The following is a 26094-nucleotide window of genomic DNA, read 5'->3' as shown; positions in this document are numbered from 1 at the left end:
GATTTTTTACGGATAGGCGCTATTTGTCATGCTTACCTGAAAAGAGGAACCTTAGAACAGGGATCCTCAAGTGAATTTCATAGAGTATAAACGATACGCCAAAAACCATCACTAGGCCTGTAAAAAATCCCAGTATATTGTTATGAATACTTGGGCCGATAAATAAGCCGTAAATTAAGGTTAATGGGTGATGCACAAGGTAAATAAAAAGCGAAGCATTCACTAAATAGCGGATAAAAGGTGAAGGAGTATTGAGTAAACGAAAGCCGCTACTAAAACAAAAATTAAGCATGCAGATGCCCATAAACATTGAAATGATGGCATCGAGTTCGTAGAGCCATCCATCACCCGAGCTGTATTGTTGATTTAAGTGATAAGCAGAAAATGCGACGATAGTTCCTAGCCAGAGTAGGGGATGGGGCTTGAGAAAAAGAGCTTTTATTGAATGGATCTGCCATGCCAACGCACCTAGCATAAAGAAAGGGAGATAAAATAATACCTGCATCACGACGATATTCATCAAGGCATCTTTCATGGCTAACGGAAAAGTGAGTAACAGTAAGCGACGCAGTAGGCACCATATCAGAACGCAGCTACTTAATCCGCCAATCACCTTGGTCCAGCCAATCTGCTTATTTTCCCAGCGTTCAGTATGCGTTGCTAAAAAACGGAATAATTGATAACCGATCAGCGTTAATAAACAGAGGATTAATAAGAACCATAAATGAGAGATAAGCTCCCAACAAAGGATATTGTATTTTTGGTAGAGGGTAAATTGTGACCAATGGGGAAACTTTGCCGAGACATTTTTTATTAAAAAAAATTGTGGAACGGTAATTAACGGAATCGCTGCTAAAAAAGGGATACCCACACGTTCTAGGCGTACTTTTAACCAACGTTTAGGCGAGTATCGTAAATAAAGCATATAAGAAAAATAGCCCGAAATAACGAAAAATACCTCCATACGAAAAGAGTGAATAAATTCGTTTAATAAGGTCAATCCAAACGAAGAGGTTGGGCTATTTACCGTCCAATGCTGCGTTGAATAGATGAGCGATATATGAAAAGGAACGCCAAGTAACATTAGAATGGCGCGGATCGAATCAAGGAAATATTCACGTTGCTGCGGTTGGGTAGACATCATCTATACTCATCGTCAAAGAGTGCAAAGGGCACGATTTCGGCTAAGATTACGTTAAGTATATCAGACAACCTTGTGTCGCACTGGGTTTCGTAAAACAATCCTAAAAACGCACTGATACGATTAAAAAGAAACTATAACGAGAAGATGACTGTCGCAAAGTTAAGGAATCAATTATTATAAGGATAGTCAGTTTAGGAACACATTTTTAAGGGGGCGATGTGCTCATCAAGAAAGATTCTACATATACAGGACGGCAACTCAAATGGGTTGGCGCAGCAATACTTGTCGCACTCTACACTAGCAACAGTTGGGCATTTAATCTCGATGATGTTGCTCAACAAGCGAAGTCGCTCGCACAAAAAGGTTATCAAGCACCGAATAGCAATCTGCCGTCGCAGCTGCGGGAATTGAAATACGCAGATTATCAACAAATTCAGTATAAACGTGATAAAGCCTATTGGTCGCAGCTTCACACTCCGTTTAAGCTCGAATTTTACCATGAAGGTATGTATTTTGACCAACCTGTCAAAATAAATGAAGTGACCGCCTCTACGGTACATGAAATTAAGTATGATCCTGCCGATTTTGATTTTGGTAATGCTCCTCATGATCCGGCAATTCTGAAAAACTTAGGTTTTGCAGGATTTAAAGTCCTTTATCCACTAAATAGCCGTAAAAAAGAAGATGAAATTAGTAGCTTCTTAGGGGCGAGTTATTTCCGTGTTATCGGAGCGGGACAAACCTACGGGTTATCAGCACGTGGGCTAGCGATTGATACCGCAGTACCTGCGGGTGAAGAGTTTCCTCGTTTCAAAGAGTTTTGGATTGAACGTCCAAATGCTAATGATAAGCAATTGACGATTTTTGCCTTATTAGATTCGCCACGGGCAACCGGCGCTTATCGTTTTATTATCCACCCTGGTAAAGAGAGCACTGTCGATGTGCAATCTCGCGTCTATTTACGTGACAACGTCACAAAGTTAGGGATCGCGCCCTTAACCAGTATGTATCTTTTCGGGGCTAACCAACCCTCGCCAATCGTCAATTACCGTAATGAACTGCATGATTCTGATGGTTTATCAATCCATAACGGCAATGGTGAATGGATTTGGCGTCCAATCAATAATCCTCGTCGTTTAGGTGTCAGTATTTATCAAGTCGATAACGTTAAGGGTTTTGGATTATTACAACGTAATCGTGACTTTAGCCATTACCAAGATCTCGATGATCGCTATGACCTACGTCCGAGTGGCTGGGTTGAGCCGATGGGTGATTGGGGTAAAGGGCATATCGAATTAGTTGAAATTCCGACTAACGATGAAACCAATGACAATATTGTCGCTTTCTGGAGCCCAGATACGCTTCCGGCACCCGGTAAAGAGCTGGCATTCGATTATCGCCTGCATTTTACTCGCGATGAATCTGCGCTGCATGATAATAATGTCGCGTGGGTACAAGACACGCTGCGTTCGACTGGTGATGTTAAACAATCGAATCTTGTTCGCCAACCTGATGGTTCCATTGCTTTCTTAGTTGATTTTGTCGGTAAAAATTTGAGCAAGCTACCGAGCGATGCGAAGATAGCGCCACAAGTGAGTATTGGGAACAACGGCGATATCGTCGAGCAAAGTGTCCGCTATAATCCAGTGACAAAAGGCTGGCGCTTGACCCTTCGTTTACGTGTGAAAGATCCTAAACAAGTCACGGAAATGCGTGCAGCCTTAACGACTAACGATAAACCATTGACCGAAACCTGGAGCTATCAGCTACCTGCCAATGAATAAATCAACGTTTAATCCCAAACAGTATGTTGACACTCTGCCGCTTGATGCGGCAGAGCAGTCCTCACTGATCGCTTCTTCTACTATGGAAGAGAGTTTTTCTCAGTTCCATCACCAGCTTGGGCAGGATCACACTGCTAGCGAGCGTGAGGAAGACGCGGCATTATCCTCGGTCTCTTCACGAGTGAAAATGGCATGGCCAGGCGCGACTAACCACGATGCGCAGTTTGCTGAAGATTCGCTGCAACGCACGACGTTAAAGGCGATGCCAAAGGTTAAACGAGCTCTCATGTCACCGGATATTTGGGAAACTAACCCGATTACCCGTGCATGGCGCTCACTGCGGGGAAAATCACGCAAGCATCGTGAACAACTACAAGATGCCCCCACACGCAATTCCGAAGAAAAATGGCGATTTGTTGGCATGCTACGCCGCTATATTTTACTGTTTCTGACGCTAGCACAAACCGTCGTCGCAACGTGGTATATGAAAACCATTTTGCCTTACCAAGGGTGGACATTTGTCGATCCTACTCGGCTTTTTACTGCGGATTGGAAAATATCGATTTTGCAGGTGCTGCCTTATGTCTTACAGACCGGCATTTTATTTTTATTTGCGATACTTTTCTGCTGGGTTTCCGCGGGCTTTTGGACTGCCTTGATGGGCTTCTTACAGTTGCTGATCGGTAAGGACAAATACAGTATCTCTTACAGTACTGTTGGCGATGAACCCTTGAATCCCGAGAACCGCACTGCGCTTATCATGCCGATTTGTAATGAAGATGTTCAGCGTGTATTTGCTGGATTACGTGCCACATGGGAGTCAGTCGTTCGCAGTGGTAATAGCGAGCATTTCGACGTCTATATCCTCAGTGACAGTTATGATGCGGATATTGCGATTGCCGAACAGAAAGCCTGGATGGAACTGGTGCGTGATGTCGGTGGCGCAGGGCAGATCTTCTACCGCCGCCGCCGCCGCCGGGTTAAACGTAAGAGTGGTAATATCGACGATTTTTGTCGCCGATGGGGCCAAAACTATGCCTATATGGTGGTACTCGATGCCGATAGCGTCATGAGCGGTGAGTGTCTCTCCGGCTTAGTGCGCATGATGGAAGCCAACCCTAATGCTGGGATTATTCAATCCTCGCCTAAGGCTTCTGGAATGGATACGCTTTACGCGCGTTGCCAACAGTTTGCGACGCGGGTGTATGGTCCATTATTTACTGCCGGTTTGCATTTTTGGCAATTGGGCGAATCCCACTACTGGGGACACAATGCTATTATTCGTGTGAAGCCGTTTATTAAGCACTGTGCGTTGGCACCCTTGCCGGGCGAGGGATCTTTCGCAGGCTCGATCATGTCCCACGACTTTGTAGAAGCTGCTTTGATGCGTCGCGCCGGATGGGGGGTGTGGATTGCCTACGATCTACCGGGTTCTTATGAAGAGCTTCCACCAAACTTACTGGATGAGTTGAAGCGTGACCGCCGCTGGTGTCACGGCAACTTAATGAACTTCCGGTTATTTATGGTAAAAGGAATGCACCCGGTTCACCGTGCGGTATTCTTAACAGGGGTTATGTCATACCTCTCAGCCCCCCTTTGGTTTATGTTTTTGGCGCTATCTACGGCGCTACAAGTTGTTCACTCGTTGGTGGAACCGACTTACTTCTTACAACCACGACAGCTCTTCCCTGTTTGGCCGCATTGGCGTCCGGAACTGGCGATTGCACTGTTTTCAACCACACTGGTTCTCCTGTTCTTACCGAAGATGCTTAGTGTGTTATTGATCTGGTGTAAGGGGGCTAAACCTTATGGCGGCGCTTTCCGTGTTTTTCTGTCGTTAATTTTAGAAATGCTATTCTCGGTATTGCTTGCACCGGTGCGAATGTTGTTCCATACCGTGTTTGTGGTGAGTGCATTTTTAGGATTGAAAGCCGTTTGGGTCTCACCTCAGCGTGATGATGACTCTACACCTTGGAGTGAAGCATTCCGCCGTCACGGTTCACAGATGCTGTTGGGTATCGTATGGGCTGCTGGTATGGGGTACTTAGATCTTAACTTCCTATGGTGGTTGGCACCGATTGTTGTATCGCTGATTTTATCTCCGTTAGTCTCGGTGATCTCGAGTCGTGCAACGATAGGGATGGCATCCCGCCGGGCTAAGCTCTTCTTAATTCCTGAAGAGTACCAACCGCCGCAAGAACTGGTCGACACCGACAATTATGTACTGCTTAATCGTCAACGTGTCTTAGACGATGGCTTTATGCATGCGTTATTCCATCCTTCGTTTAATGCACTGGCCACGGCGTTGGCGACTGCCCGACATCGACACAGCGATTTGTTGGAGCATGCGCGTGAACGTCAGATCGACCAGTTACTGAGTGAATCGCCTGAGAAAAGTAACGCCAATCAGCGTTTGTTAGCAATTAGCGATCCGGTTGTGCTTGCACGACTACACTATCGTTTATGGCAACAGCAGGATAAATATCGTCAATGGCACGAAAGTTATGCCAAAGTAAAATTTAATCCTGACGCACTGCAAGTCAACTGAAATCAAGGCGGCTAAGGCCGCCTTGATAAACAGTGAACAAGGCTCACACTATGCATTTATGGCAACGGAAACTACTGATCGGAGCATCCATAGTGATGCTGACGGGCTGTGGTAGCATTATTAGTCGAAGTGTTTCTGGACAAGGGCAGGGACATCAATATTATCCGGGAGTACAGTGGGATTTGCGCCAAGGGTATTGGCGCTTTCTCACTATTCTTGATTTGCCGCTTTCTCTGATTGTCGACACCTTTATGTTACCCATCGATGCCAAACACGGTGATTACCCTTAATTACCAGCGCTCAGAGTCGCTATTGTCGTCTTCCCACTCATCGGCAGCGACTCTTCCTTCCTCGGTATCGGTAGACGGGGCTAGCTGAAATTCGCCTTCATCCCATTCATGAAGCGTATTTTCTGGCTGCCATTCAGCAAGGATTTCGTCTTCGTCGTATTCATTATCCCAAATAGCTTGTGCAGCTTCGTCGAAATAGAGCGGCAGGCATTCGCTAGGTTCATCATTGTGATCGGAAAATGCAGCTTGCCACATAATATCGCCATCTTGCATAACATACTTTTGTAATGAAAACTGGCTAACCGCGGCACTGAGTTCATCAACCTCAGGGTGATCAGCTAAAAAAGTCTCTTTCGCAACACTGATTGCTTCGTCTAATGTGGTGAATAAATCCATGACCTTAACCTCAATCTCAATAGGAATAGATGAAGCATAGATCATATTTTTCGCTGTGAAGGGTTCGGCAGAAAATTTTATTTATTAGCGATTTATCCTTTAAGAATGTAGGGGTAGGGCTTGGGGTAGCTCGGTCTATCGGGTATGATAAGCGCCGTTTTCATTTCCCTAAATAAAAAGGACGAACACCATGCCAGTGTTACATAACCTTGTTTCTAATAAAGAACTTAAACAGCGTTTAATGGAAGAGACTGAGCCGCGTACGACGGTTTCTTTTTATAAATACTTCACTATTGACGATCCTAAGGATTTTCGTGACCGTCTGTACCAGACTTTTTTGGCACTTAAAGTGTTTGGTCGTGTCTACATTGCTGCTGAAGGGATCAATGCACAAATTAGTGTTCCAGCCAGTCGATTTGAGGCGATGAAGCAGCAAATATTTGACTTTGACCCGGCATTACAGGGGCTGCGCATGAATATCGCGTTGGACGATGATGGTAAATCGTTCTGGGTATTGCGGATGAAGGTTCGTGAACGTATCGTTGCGGACGGTATCGACGACCCAAGTTTCGATGCCAGTAACGTCGGGGCCTATCTTAAAGCCGATCAAGTTAATGCCATGCTTGACGATCCTGATGCAGTCTTTGTCGATATGCGGAATCACTATGAGTATGAAGTCGGACACTTCGATAACGCGATGGAGATCCCCGCAGACACATTCCGCGACCAGTTACCGATGGCTGTTGATATGCTTACTGAGCAAAAAGACAAAAAAATCGTGATGTATTGTACCGGTGGGATCCGTTGCGAGAAAGCGAGTGCGTGGATGAAACACCAAGGGTTCGATAATATTTACCATATCGAAGGGGGTATTATTGAATATACTCGCAAAGCCCGCGAGCAAGGCTTACCTGTGCGCTTTAAAGGCAAGAACTTTGTGTTTGATGAGCGGATGGGAGAGCGGATCTCTGATGACGTTCTCGCCCATTGCCACCAATGTGGGGCCTCTTGTGATACTCATGTCAACTGTTTAAATGATGGCTGTCATTTACTTTTCATTCAGTGTGAAGCCTGTGCCGTGAAATATCGTGGCTGTTGTAGTCCAGAATGTTTGGAAGAGTCAGCATTGACGCCAGAAGAACAGCGCCAGCGTAGAGCGGGGCGTGAAACCAGTAATAAAATTTTCAATAAGTCTCGGGGATTATTGCGAATGACATTACCGACTCCGTTAGGCAAAGACGACGCATAATTAATCGCCCCTGCCAGCAGGGGCGATAGCATATCGTTGTGTTAAAACTGTAATGCCGCGGTTAAATCACCCATCTTGGCATGTCCATTCTTCACTAATGCTTGATCCCGAGTTTTTACTCCCGGCAGGGGAGGAAGATCGTACACTCGAGTAATGAAGCGTAGAATCGATGCCGTATCATATTGGGTATGATCAACATGCCCGCGCCGTGCGAAAGGTGAGATGACGAGAGCCGGGATCCGCGAACCCGGTCCCCAACGGTCACCTTTCGGTGGTGCTACTGGATCCCACCAGCCGCCATTTTCATCAAAAGTGATGATCACGACGCTATTTTTCCACTGTGGACTCGCTTTAAGCTGATTAATAATGTGGGCAATATGACGGTCGCCAGCCTCAACATCAGAGTAGCCTGCATGCATATTCAGGTTACCTTGAGGTTTGTAGAAAGTCACAGGCGGTAATTGACCCGCCGCCATATCGGCAAGGAAACGGTTGGTAGCTGCCGAATCCCCTAAACCGCCATCACGTAAATGTTGTTTTCTGGCCTCAGGATGTGCAGGGCCAAGATTTTCAAAATAGTTGAAAGGCTGATGATGTAGCTGAAAATCAGGACGAGGTGGAAACTCCGTACTGTCTTTTTTATCATCAATGGCAAACTGCCAGCCACCAGCGTACCACGCCCAGTCTATTCCTTTCTCGGTCAGTCTGTCGCCAATATGGGCATGTTTTTGTGCTGGAAGCACATTGGGCTTATTGGGATCCGCATAATCAGGACGTTGTGGGTCTCGACTAGCAGAAGGCCAAAAAGGGGGTTGCATTGTGTTAACGGCATAACCATCCGGCGTGATTTGGCTTGGTCCAAATTTGGGGATACCGGTTAGAGCGCTGGTCGGCGAGTCGGCTAAGGGTTTTAAGCGACTATCGGTCGGATCATCGCTCATCAATTCTGCAATTAATCCTTTTGCCGGTGAGTGTGTCACATCGGGATAGAAAGGCGCTTCGGCACACACAAGGTATTGATGGTTCAAAAATGACCCGCCAAACGCGCCTTGGAAGAAATTATCACATAATGTGTATTCGCTGGCTAACGACCATAACCGTAGATTATATGCGCTGTCGCCGTAGTAGCCCATGGTTAACGCGCCTGAGTCAGCCCATGCAACAAAACGGTCATTCTTCCCACCATTAATTTGCATTTGATTTTGGTAGAAAACATGCCATAAGTCACGAGTCACAACACCTTGCGGTAAGGCTTCTTGATCATCGCCCTGCAGAGCAAACGGCTTGTTTGGCAAATTATTGAGATAAGCAGCATCTTGCTCTATTTGATAGTTTTGGTGATTGACGACCTGAGGATTCGGTACCATGCCTTTCCAAATAGGGGGCAAGTGAGATAATGGGGTACCGTCCCGATCGTTTTGCAGGGTAGCTTGTTCGCTCAACTGATTCAGCGGCTGTTGTGTTCCCGGGAAGTTAGCAAATAAGTTATTAAAACTACGGTTTTCAGCATAGATCACGATAACGTTTTTGATATTGTCGCGTAGCAGTTGTGACTGCTGTGATTCGCTGTAATCGGCGAGAGGACGCACTGAAGCCGTTTTTTGTGTGCTCGCCTGTGCCCCCGCAAGAGGGAGAAGTGTTGAACTGACGCCTAAGGCCGAAGCGCCGGCTAATAAGCGTCTCCGTTGCGGATTTTCAGGTGCTTGCGTTTTTTTTGATTCAGGCGTGGAGGAGGTTGTAGTCTTCGACTTCATGCAGTGCCCTTGTTGTCGTCATAAGTATTAGCGTCACCATACTGCGGGTCAGTGACGCTTTTATGACAAAGCTGTGCTGCTAACAGTTTTTTTCAAAACGCTTTAAACGAAAAGGTTCAATCACGGTATCCACTTCGTTGCCAAGTGCAAACTGGCTCGCAATTTCACCGAGTGCCGGCGCACATTTAAAACCATGTCCACTCAAGCCGCTGATGATTAATCCTGTTTTGTCGTTATCTAAATAATCGATAATAAAGTGGCCATCTGGCGAGTTGTCGTAGCTACAGGCCAAGCCGTATAAGCAGGCACTTTGTCCCGGTAAAAATTGTTTTAAGAAGGAAAAACATTCGCTACCGTCGGTGGGGTATTGGCCAAAGGGTAAGCACTCTGCGGCATCATTTAAAGGCTGTCCGCCGTCATGCCGAGCGACTTTTAGCTGATCATCTTCAGCGGGAAAGCCGTAATACTGACTACCATCGGTTAACTGGGCAGTAAAAGCCGGGAAATTCGCATGCTGGCTAAATCGACCATCGGATTGAAACCAAGTCATCACTTTACGTACCGGTGAAATAGGGATGTTGGGGTGGAGTTTTTTCACCCAGCTCCCAGCGGTTACTATTATTTTACGTGCAGTGTATTCACCGTCTGCGGTCGAGACACGGTAGAGGTCATCATAATGGCTGATTTCATTAACCGAGCAGTTAAAAAGCTGAGCACAACCCTGTTCTTGAGCTAAACGTATCCACTGTTCAACCGCTTTTTCACTATAGAGGTACCCGGCATTTTTATCCAATACCCCATGATAATTTTCCGGGACGACGAAAGTCGCCCAGCGCTGCATAATCTCGCTGGCACTAAGAGGTTCAACGTCAACAGACCAGGTTTTTGCACATTCAATAAGGGTGGGGATTAAGGGGGAATCGACGGGAGCTAAGGAGAGTACACCGCAAGGTGTGAGAAGTGAAGTCCCCGTGGTTTTTTCAAGCGCCTCCCAGAGCACTTTACTGCGTTGAAGCAACGGTAAGTATTGATCACCTTCGGCGTAAGCATAGCGGATAAGGCGGGTTTTACCGTGGTGGGAGCCATGATGATGGGGCGGGTGGTGAGCGTCGATCATTAACACATTAAGGTTATTAATTGTTGCGTAACAGCCTGCTGCAGCCCCAACTGAACCGCTTCCCACAATAATGACATCATAAATCATTGCATTGCTCCGCTATTTTTTTTGCAGCATAGCAGAGTCAACAGGGGAGGACAAAAAAAAGGCACCTTGTCGGTGCCTTTGAGAATTAATGCTTAGATCTGACTGGCTGAGTCTCTGATTCTTCAATACGGGCAATGCCGGCTTCGAGCAGAGAAATAAACTGTCTGGCAACATCTGTTGTTATCCAATACGCTGGACCTATATCGGCATCTTGTTCTGTTTGTTGGGCTGACGAGACTGAGTGTAGGCGGATCATCATCGCATCATAATCTTCAACAGTACTGATATCCCAACCGACTAACGGATGTGTTTGGATCACATTATTTTCTTTTTCCATCTTAACCTCCATAATCGTCAAACATTGGTGAAGACTGAGGTCACAAGTGTCCCGTTAGTTACACAGGAAAAAGAAGTATAGCATGAATTTTCCGCCTTGCAGATTATTCGTTAATCACTTGCCAGCCCAAGGTTTCTCCGGCTAAGAAAGGGATCAATTGCTCATTTCCTACTGGAATATGGGAAGGTACGGTCCACGTTGTGCGTTGTAAAGTTATTGTCTGCTCATTAACCGGCAGTTGGTAGAACGTTGGGCCGTTGATTGAGCAGAAGGCCTCAAGATGCTCAAGGGCCCCTAATTCGTCAAATACAGTGGTATAGGCGGCTAAGGCAGTCGGAGCATTAAAGACACCGGCACAACCGCAACTTGATTCTTTGCGCGACTGGATATGCGGTGCGGTGTCCGTCCCTAAAAAGAATCGACGATCGCCTGAGGTGACAACGTCACGCAGTGCTTGTTGATGGACATTACGTTTAAGGATTGGTAAGCAGTACAGATGAGGACGAATGCCACCGCTGAGCATATGGTTACGATTGAACATTAAATGTTGAGGGGTGATGGTTGCGGCCAGTGCACCTTCACTCTCTTGAATATACTGCGCCGCATCACGTGTCGTAATATGCTCCATCACTACGCGCAGTGCGGGAAAACGCTGACGTAAGGGAATTAATACTTGGTCGATAAATTTTGCTTCACGGTCAAAAATATCGACATGTTGATCAGTAACTTCTCCGTGGATCAGGAGTGGCATACCGATTTCTTCCATACGTGATAGTACGCCAGCGATGTGATCAATACTGGTCACTCCATGACTGGAGTTGGTGGTGGCATGTGCGGGATACAGTTTGGCCGCGGTAAAGACCTGACGAGTGAAACCCAGTTCAATTTCATCGGCGGATAAGCTATCAGTTAAATAGCACGTCATTAACGGTGTAAAGGTGTCAGAGGTCGGCAGCGCCTCAAGGATACGTTGACGATACTGTTCGGCGGCATGAACAGTCGTGACCGGCGGAACTAAATTTGGCATAACAATCGCTCGCCCAAAATGTGCACTGGTATAAGGTAAGACCGTATGCAACATTTCGTCATCACGAAGATGGATATGCCAGTCATCGGGACGGCGAAGGGTTAGCGTGTCAATAGGGGATTTCATTGGTGTAAGCTCCGGCTAATAGGTCGACGATTGGGGCGTTCAGGCCGGGAACAAAGCATAAAGGCCGCTGCGGAATATTGCACTCTTTTTTTATTAATTTATCGAGAACATCAAGGCCATTGACCGATGCTTCGTCACGAAACTGGGAAATTACCTGGCCATATAGCCAGGCGTAAATCATAGCGTCATGCATTGACAGGACAAATTAAGGCGCGAGGGGGATCACCAGCTGACCCGGCTTAACTTCAATACCGGTGGCAAACTTCTTCGCTAACGACTCAGCTTTTGAACGGTCATCACTCAGTACCCACGCAGGTTGCTTGTTAAAGTAATCGCGCAGGGATGTTGCTAATATAGGCCTTAGACTTTCAACAATCCCTTCGACTTTCTGTGGTTCAGCCTGTATGTCGATAATGGTGATATCGTGCAGATATACCGCCCCTTGTTCACGGTTAAACACGGGGACAGCGCTCATTTTGATTTGTAAATCGGCATCTTGTTGGCCGAATAGAGAGGCAAAATGAATTTTAGCATGCCCCGATAGCACAACCTGATTGGCGATAGCACGGCCTACTTCAGCATGTAGAGTATCCAGGATAATATGAGCGTTAGCCAATCCATTGATACCAATATCCTTTTCGTAAGACGCGTGTTTACTTAGGCTATGGTTAATTTCTTGTTCAGTGAGCGTATACGCCGCAAAATGATCACAACCTGCTAAGAGCAGGCTACATCCGATAACAACCGCAGAAAAACACTTACGCATAAAAACCAACCTCTAATGGGCTAAATCAAACAGTAATGGAATTGCCGTCTGGGTTGAAAGCGCATCACGCCATTCAGCAACGGCCTTTGGCCAACGAATCTCTTTGACTAAGGTCAGATTACGCAGTAAAGGGAAGAGGTGAATATCGTCATAAGAGAGCGTGCCATTTACTGCATGTGGCGCGACGATGATTTCTGCTAAACGTAGCAAATCTTGATTAATTTTTTCAACCAGTGTTGCTCGTTGCGCGATTAGGGCTGCAAAATCACCCACATAGGCTTGTTTTTTTTCTGTGAAATAGTCACGAGAGGATGCAGTCAAAAACTCAGCAAAATCCGTGGTAGGCATAATCGGCAGTAATAGTTTATTGACGTAGACGCCGACATCGGAGAGCCACTGAGCCAGTGCGGGCGATTGTTGTTCGGACAACATAGGCGTAGCAGACCGTGATTCGATATAGTCAACAATATCCAGGCTTTCACCCATCGCGCTATTATCATCTTTGACTAAAATGGGTAACATTTTTTTCCCAATCAATTGATGGGGGATGATTTCATCATCATTAAGCAGAAAGGAGAGTTCTACCGGCTGCTGATGTAAGCCAAAAATCATTCGTGCTTTTACACAGAACGGGCAGTGGTCATAAACATAGAGATGCATAATCGATCCTAGTGTTGAGAGTTTAATGTTTTATCGTTGATAATTGTACGTCAGGACAAGACTTCACCAAAGCATGAAATTATTCTCACCGTCTTTACGGGTGGCATTAATTAGCAAATAATCACCCCCTTGTTAGAGTATTGCGGGAGATATCATGTTTGGCTATCGTTCACCGAGCCCAAGAATATCGCTGACATCTGAGCGGATGCGTATCAGAACTGTCGGAGAAAGAGACAGCTGGTTATTGACGGATTACTATCAGGAAAATAGGGATTTTCTTATTCCTTGGGAACCATTACGCGATGAGAGCTATTTTCATCATCATGGTTGGGAGGCGAGATTATCGCTAATGTGCCTCCAACAAAAGCAGGGGGAAGCCTTCTATTTCCTGATGATGGATAAGGATGAGCGGCAAGTATGGGGGGTAGCGAACTTTACGCAACTGATCCACGGTTGTTTTCAGGCCTGCTATCTCGGGTACTCACTGGCAGCCACCCAGCAAGGTAAGGGATTGATGTTTGAAGGGTTATCAACGATGATCCCCGCGTTACAAAAACAGCAGCATCTTCATCGTATCATGGCCAACTACATGCCTCATAATCACCGTAGTGGTGCGCTTTTACAGCGACTGGGTTTTGAAAAAGAGGGGTATGCCAAGGATTACCTTAAAATTAACGGTCGGTGGGAAGACCATGTGCTAACAGCACTGATTACAGCTTCAAAAAATTAAGGGGTGATAGTCATGCCTTGTAACAATCTGAACTGATTATTTTAAGGAATGGCAGTACACTAGCCACAATTTCAATGTGATACCTCGATTATTGTTGATTATTCAGGATGCTTTTTTTTTATGAATTTACTTAAATCACTGGCGGCCGTGAGTTCGATGACACTCTTTTCACGGGTGCTGGGTTTCGCACGTGATGCCATTGTTGCCCGAGTCTTTGGGGCTGGAATGGCAACGGATGCGTTCTTCGTCGCCTTTAAGTTACCGAATTTATTACGCCGTATTTTTGCTGAGGGCGCGTTCTCTCAAGCATTCGTTCCCATTTTGGCGGAATATAAAAGTAAGCAGGGCGAAGAGGCGACACGTATATTTGTCTCTTACGTCGCCGGGCTCTTAACATTAGTTTTAGCTTTAGTGACCCTTGCAGGGATTATTGCCGCCCCTTGGGTGATTTACGTCACTGCGCCGGGTTTTGCTGATACCGCGGATAAATTTGCCCTCACGACTGCATTATTACGTGTTACTTTTCCTTATATTTTATTGATCTCGATTGCCTCGTTGCTAGGGGCTATTCTGAATACTTGGAACCGTTTTTCGGTACCGGCCTTTGCGCCAACACTGCTAAATGTCAGTATGATCGGTTTTGCATTAATGGGGTCACGCTATTTCCATCCGCCGGTGATGGCATTGGCATGGGCTGTGGTCGTGGGAGGCGTATTACAGCTTGGTTATCAGCTTCCTCATCTTAAGAAGATAGGTATGTTGGTGCTACCGCGTATTAATCTTAAAGATGCCGGGGTCTGGCGTGTCTTACGTCAAATGGGGCCAGCGATCTTGGGCGTATCGGTCAGCCAAATTTCATTGATTATTAATACGATTTTTGCCTCTTTTTTGGTTTCAGGTTCAGTGTCTTGGATGTATTATGCCGACCGCTTGATGGAGTTCCCATCAGGGGTGCTCGGTGTCGCGTTAGGGACTATCTTGCTGCCATCGCTCTCCCGTAGTTTCTCTAGTGGTAATTTCGACGAATACTCCCGGTTAATGGATTGGGGCCTTCGCTTATGCTTATTGCTGGCACTACCCAGTGCAGTTGCCTTGGGGATCTTGGCCGGTCCATTAACCTCAGCACTATTTCAATATGGTAAATTCTCTGCCTTTGACGCCGCCATGACTGAGCGTGCATTAGTCGCGTATTCGATTGGTTTAGTGGGACTGATTGTGGTGAAGGTACTTGCCCCGGGGTTTTACTCTCGCCAAGATATTAAAACACCAGTAAAAATCGCAATCGTCACATTGATCATGACACAAGTGATGAACCTTGCGTTTATCGGGCCACTTAAGCATGCGGGCCTCTCTTTATCTATCGGTTTGGCGGCTTGTTTAAATGCAGCATTACTTTATTGGCAATTGCGTAAGAAAAAATTCTTTATTCCACAGGCCGGGTGGGGAGTCTTTTTGGTCCGGCTCATTATTGCCGTTGTTGTGATGGCCGCCGTGCTGATCGGGGTCTTACAGCTTATGCCAGCGTGGGGCCAAGGATTAATGGTTGAACGCTTGTTGCGTCTTACTGTTGTGTGTGTGGCAGGGGGTCTTAGTTTCTTTGTGACCCTTGCACTACTTGGATTTCGCGTTAAAGATTTCTCTCGTCGCAGTCTCTCTTAACCTTAACGCTGGGTGACCGGATGTCCATCCGGTCCATAAAAATGTTGGGTTTGTAGGGGGTGTAAGACCGTTAACACCTGTTCTGTCCAGGCCAGTTGTTGGTGCAGCATTAATGCCGTATGTTGATTTTGTTCGGCAAGATGTTGCGCCAACGGCGCAATTCTCTGCCAAAGGGTTGCTAAACTAGGGTAAGCTGAATAGGGCGATGCTAGATCTAGTTGTGTTTCGACCTCTGCTCGACGTTTCTCGACAAAGGCAAGCGTAACAAGGAGTGATTGTTTGTCCTCGCTTAAACTCACTAATTGGCGACTATCTGGCATTGCGGCCATTAACTGTTTTTGTTCTTCTTCCATAATGCAGCGTAACGAGGCCAATACTTGGTAAAGGCTGTTTAAAATCGCGACTAATGGAGTGCTACGCTCAGGCATCATCGTTCTCCTCAGCGGCTGCCATCAGTGCATCGGCAATTTTGCCCGCATCCATTTTGTAACGTCCTTCCGTAATTGCTTGTTGTAATCGTTGTACTTTCTTAAGGTCAATATCTGCGTAGCTATCTTGAATAAGGTGCGATAACGAGGGGCTTAAATCAATGCGAGTGCTCTGTTTAGTTGAGCGTTGCGCAGGGGGGCTTTGTTGTTCTGTTCCTATGGTACGGTTTCGCATTTGACCTTGAAGGCCATCATGGTTAATTCCCGTAATCCCCGACATTTTTTCGATTGTCATACTCTGTCCTTGCATAAAAATAGCAATAATAAAAAAAGCTTACTCTGACTATCGGATCGAAAATGAAAAACTTGATTAATTTTATTCGGTGATTATTTCATTATTACCTCATGGTTAGCGTTAACCGTTGCGGTCACTGGTTGTCCATTATCAAGACGTACACGAATTGACTGATTTACGCCGGCATTTTGTAGCGCCGTCCCACGTGTTGTAATCTGAAACCCACGCCCCGCTAATGTTATCGGAATGTATTGGCCTTTTTTAATCACCCAAGGCTGCCGGAATTGATGTTCGGTCAATATGTCGCCTGCTGAAATAGTTCGTAAGGCGACCAATGGTAAAGGGAGTGGTGTCAACCAAGCCTGAGCCGGTAATTTGTCGATCCGTCCGAATTCAGGGCGGACATTATGAGCGGTGAGAAGCTCTCCCTGTTTGACGAGCGTTCGGCTACGGTAGTATTGACCACACACTTTAACCTCTACACGTAATACCGAGACATGTTGTCCACAATGGGCACTTAGCGTCAGGATCCCCCAGCGACGGCTTTGAGCGGGTAAACGTAATAGAGGTTGCGAGCATGGGGGTTGAGGGGGACTTACTTTAAGTACGTTGACACTCAGGGTTTGAGCGTATTCTGGCTCTCGTTGTTTGAAAAACGTTAGCACCTGTGTAGACAGAGTGTCTGCGTAAGCATTGACGGTGAGTAATCCACTTAGTGCTATCCAGCAATGTTTCACATGACTCTTCCCATAAAAAATAAGAAGTGTACTGATCGACGGCACGCATCAACCTTGGAATTACTCGACGTTTTAGAGGTTATTCTGACGATTCAATCTGTAATCATTAATGTATTCTGCAAAATATTCAGTGAGTAAGGATACCATAATGAATAATCGTCTCGATCAATCGTTTCACTTTGCCAGTACGGCATTGTCGCTGCGAACTCAGCGACAAGCGATATTGGCAGCTAATATCGCTAATGCAGATACTCCCGGCTATCAAGCCAGAGATATTCCTTTTTCCTCCTCGCTTAAACGTGCATTACGTGGTGAACGCTCAGCGTCACAAAGCGTCAGTCTGTACCTCACGGCGCGGGGGCATATCGCCGCAAACGCCTCCGTAACGCCACCATTACCCCTGATGTACCGCGTTCCCGATCAGCCTTCAGCTGATGGAAATACGGTGGATATGGACAGAGAAAGAGTAACCTTTGCTGAAAACAGTTTGAAATACCAGACAGACCTCACTTACCTCTCGAATCAAATAAAATGGATGAGTAGTGCTATCCAAGGATAAGGAACAGTAGGATGCTCTCAATATTTGATATTTCCGGCTCAGCATTACGCGCGCAATCTCAACGACTCAACGTCAGTGCCAGTAACTTGGCGAATGCAGATAGTGTCACGGGGCCTGACGACCAACCTTATGTTGCTAAACAGGTTATTTTTCAAACCGAACCTCTTATTGGTCAGGCTATTGGCGGTGTAAAGGTATCGGGCGTTGTGGAGGATCCCTCGCCCATGAAGCTGGTTTACCAGCCGGAGCACCCCCTTGCTGACGATAAGGGCTATGTGAAAATGCCGAATGTCGATGTTGTCGCGGAAACGGTTAATAGCATTTCCGCATCACGTAGTTATCAAGCCAATGTTGAGGTGCTCAATACAGTAAAAAGCCTCATGCTAAAAACATTAACACTTGGCCAATAGAGGAGCGCTTTATCATGTTATCCTCCTTACCCCAAACAAAGACTCTCACTACTGCGCCACTATTAGGGGCGACACGGTCTGAAAGTTCAAGTGCGGACTTACAGAACCAATTTCTTACTCTACTTATCGCTCAACTCAAAAATCAAGATCCCACCAACCCGATGGACAACAGCCAATTAACGACACAATTGGCGCAAATCAATACTTTAGCGGGTATTGAAAACTTAAATACCACACTGTCTTCCATTTCAGGGCAAATCAATGCCAACCAGTCGATACAAAATACGCTGTTGATTGGTCATGGCGTTATGGTTCCTGGTGATGCGTTATTGGTGGGTGAAGAGGTTACGACCCCTTTTGGTTTTGAAACTAATGCCGCTGCCACGGCGGTAACCGCCACAATTAAGGATAGCGGGGGGAACGTTGTTGCCCAACTAGAGCTAGGGGGCATGAATGCGGGGGTTCATACCTTCCAATGGGATGGCACGCTGGAAGATGGCAGTACTGCAGCCTCTGGTCAATATACTGTCTCTATTGATGCATCCAATGAATCCGGAGCGCTGACCGCGACACCTCTAAGTTATGCCATGGTTTATGGCGTAACCCCCACAGCGAGTGGAGTGGTGCTTAATCTTGGGACTTATGGCTCAGCGAGCTTGGATCAGATCAAACAAATTCTTTAACCAGTAGGAGAGTATTATGTCTTTTTCTCAAGCAGTGAGTGGATTAAATGCCGCCTCAAGTAATTTGGATGTGATTGGCAACAATATCGCTAACTCCGCCACCAGTGGCTTTAAAAGTTCGAGTGCAGCGTTCGCCGATATGTTCGCCGGCGGCCAAACGGGGCTTGGTACTAAGGTTTCAGCCGTTATTCAAAATTTTAGTGATGGTTCGATTAATTCGACCGGTCGTAATTTAGATATTGCGCTTTCTGGAAATGGGTTCTTTCGCTTGGAAGACAGCAATGGGTCGATAGCGTATTCACGAAATGGCCAGTTACAACGTAACGCTGATGGTTATTTAGTCAATACTGAAGGGTTATATGTCACAGGGTACCCGGCGACTGGGACACCGGCAACCGTACAAACCGGTGCGAATCCCGTTCCTCTTGTTATTCCTACGACTCAACTTCCGGCTAATGCGACGACACAAGCCTCTCTTCAAGCAAATCTGAATTCAGCAGATGCTCTTCCAAGCATCGTACCTTTTGATGCCAAAGACGTGAACAGTTATAACGCGAAAAGCAGTATGACCGTATACGATAGCCAAGGTAATGAGCATCAACTGGATCTCTATTTTGTAAAAACCGCCGATAACCAATGGCAAGTCTACCCATTAGATAGCAGTACGGGAAACTCATCGGCAGATTTTACGATGACCTTTGATCAAAATGGACAATTGACCAGCGATGCACTGCAATCTATTACGATACAGGGGTCGAATGGTGCCGCGCCTAATCAAGTATTCACTCTTAATTTTGCCGGCACCAGTCAGCAAAATAGCGGTGAAAGCCAATTTGGTAACCCAAAACAAGATGGATATGCCCCCGGTGATCTAACAGGATTTACTATTAATAATGACGGTACGATTATTGGTAGTTATTCCAATCAACGAACGCAAGTGATGGGACAAATTGTACTCAGCAGCTTTACTAATAGTGAAGGGCTTGAGCCGATGGGAAACAATGTGTGGAGGGAGAGCGCGGCTTCAGGCCAACCCGCCGTAGGCACTCCGGGCAGCGGTAACTTCGGTACGATGACAGCGGGTGCGCTTGAGGCCTCTAATGTCGACTTAAGTAAAGAGCTGGTGAATATGATTGTGGCCCAGCGAAATTATCAGTCCAACGCGCAGACCATAAAGACCCAAGATCAGATATTAAACACCCTGGTTAACCTTCGTTAATGGACGACATCATTCATGGATAGGATGATCTATACCGCCCTGAGTGGCGCAAACCAAACCCTTGCTTTACAAGCGGTTACTGCTAATAACCTTGCCAATGTCTCAACTACAGGGTTTAAGGCGCAGCTGGCCAATTTCCGTTCTGTGCCCATTGCAGGAACATCACTGGCCACACGAAGTTTTGTCAGTGCTTCTACTCCAGGAGCTGATTTCACCCCCGGTCGGTTGATCAGCACTGAACGAACCTTAGATGTGGCCTTATCGCAAAATAATTGGTTAGCAGTCACCTTACCGGATGGGGGGGAAGCGTATACCCGAAATGGAAGTCTGCAAATTTCCGCACAGGGGAACTTAACCTTACAGGGCTATCCGGTGGTCGGCGAAGGGGGGGCGATTACGATTCCTGAACATGCACAGCTCAGTTTAGCCCCTGATGGAACGATTACCGCCTTAAACGCTGGCGACTCGCCAAATGCGACGGTATCCATTGGCCGTCTGAAAATTGCCCATGCTGAACCGAGTGAGATCGCGCGTGGAGAGGACGGCTTATTTCGACTTTCCGCCAAGAAAATCGCAGAAAGCGGTGGTGGGCCACTGCCTAATGATCCGCAAGGTCGAGTCATGGCTGGCATGCTTGAGGAGAGTAATGTCAATCCTGTACAAGCAATGGTGACGATGATCAACCATGCACGTCGCTTTGAAATGCAAATGAAGGAAATTAGCCATGCTGAGCAAAATGAGCAGAAGGCTAACCAATTGCTATCCCTGACCAGTTGATAAGGATTGATCATGATTCGCGCTTTATGGATTGCGAAAACAGGGCTCGATGCCCAACAAACTAATATGGATGTCATTTCTCACAACCTTGCGAACGTCTCGACTAATGGCTTTAAGCGCTCACGCGCCGTATTTGAAGACCTGCTTTATCAAACCCTACGTCAGCCGGGAACTCAGTCATCAGAACAAAATACATTACCGTCTGGCCTACAAATTGGCACGGGTGTTCGCCCTGTCACCACCGAGCGTCTGCATTCACAAGGTAATTTGTCGAAAACCGATAATGCTAAAGATGTGGCGATTAATGGGCAGGGCTATTTTCAAGTTTTGTTACCCGACGGCAGCGCCGCGTATACCCGCGACGGTTCATTCCAAGTTGATCAGAACGGGCAACTGGTAAATAACGCGGGTTATCCAGTTCAGCCGGGGATAACCATCCCTGCTGACGCGTTGGGTATCACCATTTCAAAAGATGGCATTGTAAGCGTGACACAGGCCGGACAAACACAGCCTGCTCAAGTTGGACAGCTCACATTAAGCACTTTTATCAACGATGCAGGGCTTGAGAGTAAGGGGGAAAATTTATATCAAGAAACACAAGCCTCCGGTGCGGCGACCGAGAGCACCCCAGGGCAAAATGGTGCCGGTTCGCTTTACCAAGGCTATGTTGAAACCTCGAATGTCAACGTAGCCGAAGAGTTAGTCACCATGATCCAAACGCAACGTGCTTACGAAATTAACAGTAAAGCGATCAGCACATCCGATCAGATGTTACAACGTCTAACACAACTCTAATACCCCTTGGGCGTAGCAGTGCGCCCAACATAAAACAGGAGATAATGGTGAAAATGCGCGGGTTTTATTACGGGCTAGTTGGGTTGTGCCTGAGCAGTCTTTCCGGCTGTGCGCTTGTTCCTCATTCACCATTAGTGAAAGGAGAGACGTCAGCCAAACCGACCTTACCGTTACAGCCAGTGATCAATGGCTCGATTTTCCAGACGGTTGCGCCAATGAATTTTGGTTATCAGCCCCTATTTGAAGACCGGCGTCCCCGCGCCGTTGGCGACACATTAACCATTATCCTACGTGAAAATGTGAGTGCGAGTAAGAGTTCTAGCAGTAATGCCTCGCGTAAAGGAAGTGGTCAATTTGGGCTAACAGTGGTGCCGCGGTCGCTCAGTGGCTTGCTAGGGGGTGATAAAGCCAATTTTGATGGGGCAGGAAGCCATGACTTTATGGGAAAAGGCGGGGCCTCTGCGAATAACACCTTTACCGGTACTCTTACCGTTTCAGTGTCTGACGTCTTGGTGAATGGGAATTTACAGGTTGTGGGTGAAAAGCAGATAGGAATCAATCAAGGGACTGAATTTATTCGTTTTTCTGGCATCGTCAACCCACGTACTATCAATGCGGATAATACCGTGTTATCGACAGCTGTAGCGGACGCAAGAATTGAATATGTCGGCAATGGTTATATCAACGACGCGCAACAGATGGGCTGGTTACAACGTTTCTTTTTAACCATTGCACCACTGTAAGGGAGGGTGGCGTGCGAAAGATTATTATTATGTTCATGGCACTGTGCATCAGTTTAACCACGAGCGCACAGACATTGCGTATTAAAGATATTACTCAAGTACAAGGCGTGAGAGATAACGCATTAATCGGATATGGGCTGGTGGTCGGATTGGATGGCACGGGCGATCAAACCACACAAACCCCTTTTACCACGCAATCCATGAGTAATATGTTATCCCAATTAGGGATCACATTACCTAGTGGTACCAATCTCCAGTTAAAAAATGTGGCTGCGGTGATGGTGACGGCTAAGTTACCGGCATTTGCTCGTCAGGGACAGAAAGTCGATGTTGTAGTCTCTTCTATGGGGAATGCCAAAAGTTTACGAGGCGGGACCTTACTTTTGACGCCACTAAAGGGGGTCGATAATCAGGTTTATGCACTCGCCCAAGGAAATATTTTAATTGGCGGAGCGGGGGCGCAAGCTGGGGGAAGTAGCGTTCAAGTCAACCAGTTAAATGGTGGGCGTATTAGTGGCGGCGCGACGGTTGAAAGAGAATTAGTTCAAAACTTTGGTGATAAAAATCAACTGGTTTTGCAACTTTCTCAGCAAGATTTTACGCTAGTACAACGGGTAACCGATGTGATTAACCAATATAGCGGTTATCCTGCTGCCAGCCCTCTGGATGCGGGAAGTATTGCCGTGAAAGTCTCGCCCACACGCTCTTCACAAGTCCAACTGCTAGCGGCGTTATTGGATTTACCTGTCACCTTGCCGACAGCACCTGCAAAGGTTGTGATTAATTCCCGTACAGGCTCAGTCATTATGAATCAGCAAGTGAGCATTGCACGCTGTGCGGTTGCGCAGGGTAATTTATCCGTGACGATTGATAGCAGTACCAAGGTCGATCAGCCCGATACCCCACTGGCGGGAGGAAAAACCGTTGCTAGCCCACAAACAACGATTGCAATGCGTGAAAAAGGAGGGGCTTTACATAAAGTGAAAGCCAGTGCATCGCTCAATGATGTCGTGGCAGCACTCAATACGTTGGGGGCTAGCCCTACAGAATTAATGTCACTTTTACAAGCGATGGATAGTGCGGGTTGCCTGAATGCAGAGTTGGAGATTCTCTAATGAATACCCTTGTTAAGACCGGTTGGGATGTTAACGAACTCAATGTGTTGCGTAATACCACTTCGCAGTCTTCACAACAGCGTACGGCGAGGGTCGCGCATCAGGTAGAAGGCATATTTTTGCAGTTAATGTTACGAAGTATGCGTCAAACGCTCCCCGGTGGTGATTTACTGACTAGCTCATCACAACAACTTTTCACTTCATTGTATGATCAACAGCTCGCGCAAACCGCACCGCAAAATTTGGGGTTAGCGGCGTTGATCGAAAAACAGATGCAATCCGTCACGCCGCCTTCACACGAGGCTGGCATGCGTGTTTATCCATTGGATGCGGAGCGTCGTTTCTTTCAGCGAGCAGTACAGATTGTCGACCGGCATGTCGACAATTTGGCGTCGCTCGCGCAACCGATGCGTCATTTTATTCAGCGACTTCTTCCATATGTTAAAAATGTCAGTCGCACTACTGGGATCCCTGAAAAGCTAATCCTTGCACAGGCGGCTCTGGAATCGGGATGGGGACAACGACAAATTACCACCGATCAGGGCGCGCCAAGCCATAACCTCTTTGGTATCAAGGCGGGGAACCGTTGGCGAGGGCCAACCACGACCACTATCACGACCGAATACCGAAATGGTAAGGCAGAAAAAGCGACAGCGCCTTTTCGCGTTTACGCCTCTTGGCAGGAAGCCTTGCAGGATTATGGCGAGCTATTAACCACTCAACCGCGCTATCAGGCTGTTACGCGTGCACGTACTGCTGAGCAGGGCGCGTATGCACTGCAACAGGCCGGTTATGCGACAGATCCTCACTACGCCCAGAAATTATTGGCGATTATTCGTCAGTTGAGTGGCCTGTCTGCACCATCATTAGGCGATGCACGTATCGATATCGACAAATTATTCTGAGTATTTGTAAAGTTGACCTTGTTTTTAACCGATAACGCGATGGGGGAATGTGAGGTCAAGGTATCAGTATGTTTAATCGAGTAAGGAAGAGAGATGTCGAGTTTAATTAATACGGCAATGAGTGGATTAAGTGCCGCTCAACAGCTTTTAAACAGCACTGCGAACAATATCAGTAATTACACTATCGCCGGCTATAACCGGCAGACAACAATTATTTCTGAAGCACAGAATAGTTTTAATGGCAACAGTTGGTACGGAAATGGGGTTATCGTGAATGGTGTTCAACGGCGATATGATGCATTAATCGATAGCCAATTACGCAATGCCAGTGCCAAGAATAGTGCACAAAGCACACACTATATTCAGCTTTCTTCCATCGATAAACAGATGGCTCTTGAGGGAAATACGCTGAATGACGGATTAGCCACTTTCTTTGACGCCTTACAAAATGTGGTCAACAACGCTGCAGATCCTGCTGCGCGGCAAACCGTCATGTCTCAAGCCGCGGCATTAACCAATCAGTTTACCAATACACAAGCGAGGTTGGATCAGCAACAGCGCGATATCAATACACAACTGCGCGATGAAGTCGCAACAATTAATCGTTATACGCAGCAAATAGCGACGTTAAATCAACGTATTGCACAGTTATCGCAGTCGGGAGATATTCCTAATAATTTACTCGACCAACGTGACCAAGCTGTCCGCGAGCTCAATGAACACGTTGGTGTGAACGTGGCGATGCAGGATGGCAGTATGGTGGTGAGTATTGCTAACGGTTTTACGTTGGTCAATGGAACAAAGTGCTATGAGCTCGAAGCGGTAACGGCGAATGCAGATCCTGATCAAGTAACGATCGGGTATCGAGATAAGAATGGCGATAAAGTCGAACTCCCAGAAAGGATGTTTAAGGACGGGGCGATAGGTGGGCTATTAGCCTTCAGAAGCGATGAGCTAACGCCACTGCAAAATCGATTAGGTCAGTTGACGTTAGCCTTTGTGACAGCGATTAATGACGTCCAGCTCCAAGGTTATGATCTTAATGGTGAGCAAGGCGAGTCACTTTTTACTATTGGTCAGCCTGTTGTGAAAACCAATGCGTTAAACCAAGGTGATGCGACGCTGAATGCGGTATATACCGACCCGCAACAAGTACAGGCTTCCGACTACCAGATCGTGTTTAAAGAGGGCAATTGGCAGGTAACCCGATTAAGCGATAATCACTCGGTGCAGGTTGAGGCCGATGCCGGGGATAACGGTACGGCATTACACTTCGATGGGCTGACGATCACAGTCACTGGGACGCCGGTAGAGAATGATCGCTATTTATTGCAGCCCGTTAAACAAATCACCCATCAATTTGCGCTGAATTTTACCGACCCGAATAAGCTGGCCGCCGCTGAAGATCTTTCAGGGGAAAGTGATAATCGCAACATGCAAAAAATGCTCGATTTACAGTCGCAAAAATGGGTAGGGGGAACACAGACTTTTAACCAGGCTTGGGGATCGGCTGTCAGTTTTATCGCGACACAAACGAAGAGTTATGCCTCAGCGGCTGATGTATCGGCAGCGATTATCACACAACTTACGGCTCGCCAGCAGGCCGTATCAGGGGTTAATTTGGACGAGGAATATGCCAATTTAACGCACTATCAGCAGTATTACATCGCCAATACACAGGTACTGAATACCGCCAGTGCGCTATTTGATGCCCTGATTAGCGTTCGTAGTTAGCCTATAGCCTAGGAGTGAGT

General features: G+C 46.7%; 28 protein-coding genes. 16 read left to right on the top strand and 12 right to left on the bottom strand.

What is annotated here, in order from left to right:
• Nucleotides 1-19: 19 nt before the first annotated feature.
• Nucleotides 20-1141, bottom strand: a complete 1122-nt coding sequence (gene mdoC / locus HGT73_RS04510) for a glucans biosynthesis protein MdoC (RefSeq protein ID WP_214212516.1) — start codon at nt 1139-1141, stop codon at nt 20-22.
• Between the two features lie 221 nt (nt 1142-1362).
• On the opposite strand from mdoC, the gene HGT73_RS04505 reads away from it, so the two are divergent.
• Genes HGT73_RS04505 through HGT73_RS04495 form a run of 3 tightly spaced genes read left to right on the top strand, consistent with a single transcriptional unit; the run spans nt 1363 to nt 5766 of the window.
• On the top strand, nt 1363-2928 hold the full coding sequence (locus tag HGT73_RS04505) for a glucan biosynthesis protein G (protein ID WP_214212454.1): 1566 nt from the start codon (nt 1363-1365) through the stop codon (nt 2926-2928).
• Nucleotides 2921-5476 (top strand): glucans biosynthesis glucosyltransferase MdoH, encoded by a 2556-nt coding sequence (mdoH, locus tag HGT73_RS04500; RefSeq protein ID WP_214212453.1) that lies wholly within the window; start codon nt 2921-2923, stop codon nt 5474-5476. The genes HGT73_RS04505 and mdoH overlap by 8 nt, the downstream gene beginning before the upstream one ends.
• Before the next feature lie 50 nt (nt 5477-5526).
• On the top strand, nt 5527-5766 hold the full coding sequence (locus HGT73_RS04495; protein WP_214212452.1) for a YceK/YidQ family lipoprotein: 240 nt from the start codon (nt 5527-5529) through the stop codon (nt 5764-5766).
• On the opposite strand, the gene HGT73_RS04490 is transcribed toward HGT73_RS04495, so the two are convergent.
• Complete coding sequence (locus HGT73_RS04490; RefSeq protein ID WP_214212451.1) at nt 5767-6162, bottom strand: MysB family protein; 396 nt, start codon at nt 6160-6162, stop codon at nt 5767-5769.
• 190 nt (nt 6163-6352) lie between these two features.
• Between HGT73_RS04490 and trhO the strand changes: the two genes are divergently transcribed.
• On the top strand, nt 6353-7411 hold the full coding sequence (gene trhO, locus HGT73_RS04485) for an oxygen-dependent tRNA uridine(34) hydroxylase TrhO (protein ID WP_214212450.1): 1059 nt from the start codon (nt 6353-6355) through the stop codon (nt 7409-7411).
• 41 nt (nt 7412-7452) lie between these two features.
• On the opposite strand, the gene acpA is transcribed toward trhO, so the two are convergent.
• The 7 genes from acpA to grxB form a co-directional block, all read right to left on the bottom strand.
• Complete coding sequence (gene acpA / locus HGT73_RS04480) at nt 7453-9165, bottom strand: acid phosphatase (protein WP_214212449.1); 1713 nt, start codon at nt 9163-9165, stop codon at nt 7453-7455.
• A 79-nt stretch (nt 9166-9244) separates the two neighbouring features.
• Nucleotides 9245-10369 (bottom strand): N-methyl-L-tryptophan oxidase, encoded by a 1125-nt coding sequence (gene solA / locus HGT73_RS04475; protein WP_214212448.1) that lies wholly within the window; start codon nt 10367-10369, stop codon nt 9245-9247.
• An 85-nt stretch (nt 10370-10454) separates the two neighbouring features.
• Nucleotides 10455-10706 (bottom strand): biofilm formation regulator BssS, encoded by a 252-nt coding sequence (bssS, locus tag HGT73_RS04470; RefSeq protein WP_214212447.1) that lies wholly within the window; start codon nt 10704-10706, stop codon nt 10455-10457.
• A 103-nt stretch (nt 10707-10809) separates the two neighbouring features.
• Nucleotides 10810-11859, bottom strand: a complete 1050-nt coding sequence (gene pyrC, locus HGT73_RS04465) for a dihydroorotase (RefSeq protein WP_214212446.1) — start codon at nt 11857-11859, stop codon at nt 10810-10812.
• Nucleotides 11843-12040 carry a hypothetical protein gene (locus HGT73_RS04460; RefSeq protein WP_214212445.1) on the bottom strand — a complete coding sequence of 66 codons (198 nt, stop codon included), beginning with the start codon at nt 12038-12040 and terminating at the stop codon, nt 11843-11845. The genes pyrC and HGT73_RS04460 overlap by 17 nt, the downstream gene beginning before the upstream one ends.
• 24 nt (nt 12041-12064) lie before the next feature.
• On the bottom strand, nt 12065-12625 hold the full coding sequence (locus HGT73_RS04455; RefSeq protein WP_214212444.1) for a lipoprotein: 561 nt from the start codon (nt 12623-12625) through the stop codon (nt 12065-12067).
• Nucleotides 12626-12637: 12 nt separating this feature from the next.
• Complete coding sequence (gene grxB, locus HGT73_RS04450; protein WP_214212443.1) at nt 12638-13285, bottom strand: glutaredoxin 2; 648 nt, start codon at nt 13283-13285, stop codon at nt 12638-12640.
• 154 nt (nt 13286-13439) lie between these two features.
• Here grxB and rimJ point away from each other — a divergent pair, with 154 nt between their 5' ends.
• On the top strand, nt 13440-14015 hold the full coding sequence (rimJ, locus tag HGT73_RS04445; protein ID WP_214212442.1) for a ribosomal protein S5-alanine N-acetyltransferase: 576 nt from the start codon (nt 13440-13442) through the stop codon (nt 14013-14015).
• A 120-nt stretch (nt 14016-14135) separates the two neighbouring features.
• A complete protein-coding gene (murJ, locus tag HGT73_RS04440; protein WP_214212441.1) occupies nt 14136-15674 on the top strand; it encodes a murein biosynthesis integral membrane protein MurJ in 1539 nt (512 codons plus the stop codon).
• 2 nt (nt 15675-15676) lie between these two features.
• Here the strand turns inward: murJ and flgN are convergent, their stop codons facing one another.
• The 3 genes from flgN to flgA form a co-directional block, all read right to left on the bottom strand.
• Nucleotides 15677-16105, bottom strand: a complete 429-nt coding sequence (gene flgN, locus HGT73_RS04435) for a flagellar export chaperone FlgN (protein ID WP_214212440.1) — start codon at nt 16103-16105, stop codon at nt 15677-15679.
• A complete protein-coding gene (gene flgM / locus HGT73_RS04430; RefSeq protein ID WP_214212439.1) occupies nt 16095-16397 on the bottom strand; it encodes a flagellar biosynthesis anti-sigma factor FlgM in 303 nt (100 codons plus the stop codon). Before flgM ends, flgN begins: the two co-directional genes overlap by 11 nt.
• A gap of 92 nt (nt 16398-16489) precedes the next feature.
• A complete protein-coding gene (gene flgA / locus HGT73_RS14980; protein WP_214212438.1) occupies nt 16490-17179 on the bottom strand; it encodes a flagellar basal body P-ring formation chaperone FlgA in 690 nt (229 codons plus the stop codon).
• Between the two features lie 103 nt (nt 17180-17282).
• On the opposite strand from flgA, the gene flgB reads away from it, so the two are divergent.
• The 10 genes from flgB (at nt 17283) to flgK (ending at nt 26074) form a co-directional block, all read left to right on the top strand.
• Nucleotides 17283-17693 (top strand): flagellar basal body rod protein FlgB, encoded by a 411-nt coding sequence (gene flgB, locus HGT73_RS04420; RefSeq protein ID WP_214212437.1) that lies wholly within the window; start codon nt 17283-17285, stop codon nt 17691-17693.
• 11 nt (nt 17694-17704) lie between these two features.
• On the top strand, nt 17705-18103 hold the full coding sequence (gene flgC, locus HGT73_RS04415) for a flagellar basal body rod protein FlgC (RefSeq protein ID WP_214212436.1): 399 nt from the start codon (nt 17705-17707) through the stop codon (nt 18101-18103).
• A gap of 14 nt (nt 18104-18117) precedes the next feature.
• The gene (gene flgD / locus HGT73_RS04410) at nt 18118-18786 is read left to right on the top strand and encodes a flagellar hook assembly protein FlgD (protein WP_214212435.1); all 669 of its coding nucleotides are present in this window, start codon (nt 18118-18120) and stop codon (nt 18784-18786) included.
• A gap of 16 nt (nt 18787-18802) precedes the next feature.
• Nucleotides 18803-20005: a flagellar hook protein FlgE gene (gene flgE / locus HGT73_RS04405; protein ID WP_214212434.1), complete on the top strand. Its 1203-nt coding sequence runs from the start codon at nt 18803-18805 to the stop codon at nt 20003-20005.
• A gap of 15 nt (nt 20006-20020) precedes the next feature.
• Complete coding sequence (locus HGT73_RS04400) at nt 20021-20782, top strand: flagellar basal body rod protein FlgF (RefSeq protein ID WP_214212433.1); 762 nt, start codon at nt 20021-20023, stop codon at nt 20780-20782.
• A 12-nt stretch (nt 20783-20794) separates the two neighbouring features.
• On the top strand, nt 20795-21577 hold the full coding sequence (gene flgG / locus HGT73_RS04395) for a flagellar basal-body rod protein FlgG (protein ID WP_214212432.1): 783 nt from the start codon (nt 20795-20797) through the stop codon (nt 21575-21577).
• A gap of 44 nt (nt 21578-21621) precedes the next feature.
• On the top strand, nt 21622-22320 hold the full coding sequence (locus tag HGT73_RS04390) for a flagellar basal body L-ring protein FlgH (RefSeq protein ID WP_214212431.1): 699 nt from the start codon (nt 21622-21624) through the stop codon (nt 22318-22320).
• A gap of 29 nt (nt 22321-22349) precedes the next feature.
• The gene (locus HGT73_RS04385) at nt 22350-23435 is read left to right on the top strand and encodes a flagellar basal body P-ring protein FlgI (protein ID WP_244968457.1); all 1086 of its coding nucleotides are present in this window, start codon (nt 22350-22352) and stop codon (nt 23433-23435) included.
• A complete protein-coding gene (gene flgJ / locus HGT73_RS04380; protein WP_214212430.1) occupies nt 23435-24340 on the top strand; it encodes a flagellar assembly peptidoglycan hydrolase FlgJ in 906 nt (301 codons plus the stop codon). Before HGT73_RS04385 ends, flgJ begins: the two co-directional genes overlap by 1 nt.
• Nucleotides 24341-24433: 93 nt before the next feature.
• Entirely contained in the window at nt 24434-26074 is a 1641-nt protein-coding gene (flgK, locus tag HGT73_RS04375; protein ID WP_214212429.1) for a flagellar hook-associated protein FlgK, read from the top strand.
• Nucleotides 26075-26094: the final 20 nt, after the last annotated feature.

The organism is Rosenbergiella australiborealis (genome assembly GCF_018494035.1).
Classification (GTDB): Bacteria; Pseudomonadota; Gammaproteobacteria; order Enterobacterales; family Enterobacteriaceae; genus Rosenbergiella; species Rosenbergiella australiborealis.
This window is presented reverse-complemented; position numbering and strand designations above follow the sequence as displayed.